The sequence below is a fragment of the Leifsonia sp. KNZ12-8B genome (genome assembly GCF_056755495.1).
Window position 1 is genome coordinate 1 of the sequence record NZ_JBPGXM010000219.1, and the last position, 3325, is coordinate 3325.

3 protein-coding genes are annotated in these 3325 nt (G+C 73.2%); all 3 read right to left on the reverse strand.

Annotated elements, in window-relative coordinates; genetic code table 11:
* Positions 1-40 precede the first annotated feature (40 nt).
* From ACR9ZG_RS18525 to ACR9ZG_RS18535, 3 genes are read right to left on the reverse strand one after another with little or no spacing between them, the layout of a single operon-like run.
* On the reverse strand, positions 41-1456 hold the full coding sequence (locus ACR9ZG_RS18525) for an NAD(P)/FAD-dependent oxidoreductase (RefSeq protein WP_481286316.1): 1416 nt from the start codon (positions 1454-1456) through the stop codon (positions 41-43).
* Positions 1457-1495: 39 nt separating this feature from the next.
* Positions 1496-2770, reverse strand: a complete 1275-nt coding sequence (locus ACR9ZG_RS18530; RefSeq protein WP_481286317.1) for a S8 family serine peptidase — start codon at positions 2768-2770, stop codon at positions 1496-1498.
* The gene (locus ACR9ZG_RS18535; RefSeq protein WP_481286318.1) at positions 2767-3282 is read right to left on the reverse strand and encodes a DUF501 domain-containing protein; all 516 of its coding nucleotides are present in this window, start codon (positions 3280-3282) and stop codon (positions 2767-2769) included. Before ACR9ZG_RS18535 ends, ACR9ZG_RS18530 begins: the two co-directional genes overlap by 4 nt.
* Positions 3283-3325: the final 43 nt, after the last annotated feature.

Sequence of the window (3325 nt, forward strand, 5' to 3'; positions counted from 1 at the left end):
GGGCGGGGGGCGCACGGGGGGGGCCGGCCGCGGCGCTGCCCTACTTCGCGGGCGCGGGCTCCTTGGCCTTCGAGCCCTTGGCCTTCGACTCCACGGCGGGAGCGGCGGTCGCCTCCGCCGGAGCGGCCTCGACGGCCGGCTTCGGGCGGGCGGCGCACTCCTCGAAGGCGCCGCGCGGGTTCGACAGGCCGGGGAGCGACACGATGTCGCGGCCGAGCCAGAAGTTATTCCACCAGCCCCACAGCACGCGCCACTTGCGCTCCCACGACGGCATCGCCAGGCCGTGGTAGCCGCGGTGCGCGAGCCAGCCGATGACGCCCTTGAGCGCCAGCTTGCCCGACTGCAGCACGCCGATGCCGAGGCCCAGGCCGGCGACCGCGCCGAGGCTCTTGTGGTAGTACTGGCGCGGCAGCTCGCCGCGCATGTCGGCGACCAGGTTCTTGGCGAGCAGCTTCGCCTGGCGGACGGCGTGCTGGGCGTTCGGCACGCAGTAGCCGCCGACGCCGTTACCGGTCAGGTCGGGGACGGCGGCGACGTCGCCGGCGCCCCAGGCGCCCTCGATGATCTCCTCCTCGGTGCCGACGCGGAGGTCGGCGCGGACCCGTAGGCGGCCCCGCTCCTCGATCGGGAGGTCGGTGTGCCGGACCACGGTCGGGTTCGCCATGACGCCGGCGGTCCAGACGATGAGGTCGGACTCGAACGACTCGCCGGTGGAGAGCTGGATGACGCCGTCGACCGCGCTCTGCAGCTGGGTCTCGAGGTGGATCTGCGCGCCGCGCTCGGCGAGGTTCTTGATCACCCAGTGGCTGGTCGGGAGCGACACCTCCGGCATGATCCGGCCCATCGCCTCGATCAGGTGGAAGTGGGTGTCCTCGAAGGACAGCTCCGGGTACTTGCTGAGCAGGGCGCTCGCGAACGACCGCAGCTCGGCGAAGATCTCGATGCCGGCGAAGCCGCCGCCGACGACGACGACGGTCAGCAGGCGGTCCCGCTCCGGCCCGGGCGGGAGGGCGGCGGCCTTGTCGAAGTTCGTGAGGAGGCGGTCGCGGATGTACACGGCCTCCTCGATCGTCTTCAGGCCGACGGCCTGGTCCGCGACGCCCGGGATCGGGAACGTGCGCGAGACGGCGCCCGCGGTCACCACGACGATGTCGTACGCGAACTCGTACGCCTCGCCGACGGCCGGCTGTATGGTCGCCGTCTTCTTGGCGTGGTCGATGTAGGTGACCGTGGCCGAGATGATGTTGGTGCTCTTGAGGTGGCGGCGGTGCGCGACGACCGCGTGCCGGGGCTCGATGGAGCCGGCGGCCACCTCGGGGAGGAACGGCTGGTACGTCATGTACGGCAACGGGTCCACCATGGTGACCTCGGCCTCGCCCTTGCGAAGCTGCTTCTCGAGCTTCCAAGCGGTGTAGAAGCCGGCGTAGCCACCGCCGACGATCAGGATTCTGGGCACAGTGATGCGTCTCCTCAGCACGAAAGTATGGATGACAGGCTACTCCCTGGAGGCCCTCCGCCTGAAATGGAGCCACGCGCCCACGCCGCCGAGGGCGAACAGGGCGAGGAATCCGGCGATCAGGCTGAACGGCAGCCAGAAGGTGGTCAGGACGCTCCATTGCGGCCAGAAGAACGCTTTCCATGGTAGCGCGCGCTCGGGCTTCAGTTTCACGGGCGCCGGCGCCTCCCCCTGCGCGCTGCCGCCGGGGGCGGGCGCCGCGGTGGGCGCCGCCCGCCGGTGGACGCGGATCCACTCGGTGAGATCGCCCATCGGGTTCGCGGAGACGTGCGGCACGTCGGCGGTCACGGCGGCCGCCGCATCGAGCAGGCCGTAGCCGTAGATCGGGCTCGGGACCGCTCCGCCGCCGGCCGGGCGGGCGGTGCGGATGATCCGCTCGATGACGTCCGGGGCCTTCAGCTCGGGATGGGCGGCCCTGACGAGGGCGACGGCGCCCGAGACGAGCGGGGCGGCGCCGCTGGTCCCCTCCCACTGCACGTAGCCTCCACCCGGGCTCGCGCCCACGAGCTGCTCGCTGGGTGCCGAGACGCCGATGGTGATGCCCTGCGAGGAGGCGTCGAAGCTCGCCATGCCCTGGCGGTCGACGCCGGCGACGGTGAGGACGCCGGGGATGGTCGCCGGCGCGCCGACCTCGGTCGTGCCGCTCCCCCGGTTGCCCGCGGCGGCCACGACGACCACGTCGTGCGCGTACGCGTACTGGAACGCGTCGTCCCACGAGGTCGGCCAGTCGAGCGTGTTCCGCGTGAGCGACATGTTGATCACGGATGCGCCGTTGTCGACGGCCCAATGGATGGCCTGGGCGATCTGGTCGTCGCTGCCCACCGCACCCATGGCCTTGCCGAGCGCGACGGACGCGGTGAGGACGCTCGCCTCCGGTGCCGCGCCCAGCACGCCGTCGTTCGGGCCCGTGCCGCGCCCGGCCAGGAGGGACGCCACCCAGGTGCCGTGGTCGGCTTCGTCGCCGTCGCCCAGCGGCCGCTGGCCGTTCGCCGCGCCGACCCCGGACACGTCCGTGCCGCCGACGACCGCGCCCGCGAGGTCGCGGACGCCGCCGTCGACGCCGGTGTCGATCACGGCGACCTTCACCCCGGCGCCGCGGGTCGTGCTCCAGGCCTGGGCGAAGCCGTAGTCGTTCAGCCAGTACTGCAGCTCGCGTACCTGGTCGGCGCGCGCGGGCGTCGAGCCGGCGAGCACGAGCGCGACCGCCGCCACGGCGGCCACGACGCCCCGGCGCACACGCCCGGCAGCGGTCATCCGGCGACGTCGACCTGGCACCGGCACACCTCGGGCGACCAGTCGCCGCGGGCCAGCGCCAGGTCTCCGATCGGGTTCACGCCGGGGCCGGCCGCGAGCGCATGCGCGGCGAGGGCGTGCAGGCACTTCACGCGGGAGGGCATCCCGCCCGCCGAGATGCCGGCGATCTCGTCGACGACCGCGATCGACTCCCGGTCGGCGAGGTACTGCTCGTGCGCGGCGGCGTACTGCGCGCGCACCTCCTCGTCGTCGGCGAGCAGGTCGTTGTACTCGACCATCACCTGGGTCGCCTCCAGCGCCGACATCGCTGCCGTCGCGGCGGGGTGCGTGAGGTAGTAGAAGGTCGGGAACGGCGTGCCGTCGGACAGCCGCGGCGCCGTGCTCACCACGGTCGGCCGGCCGCACACGCAGCGCGCGGCGATGCCGACGACGTCGCGCGCCGGGCGGCCGAGCTGGCTGCTCACGGCGGCGATGTCCTCGTCGGTCACGGGGTCGAAGGGGGGTCTGGTCATGCTGGTGCGCTCACTCGGCCGGGGTCGGGGTGGAGGTCGGGGC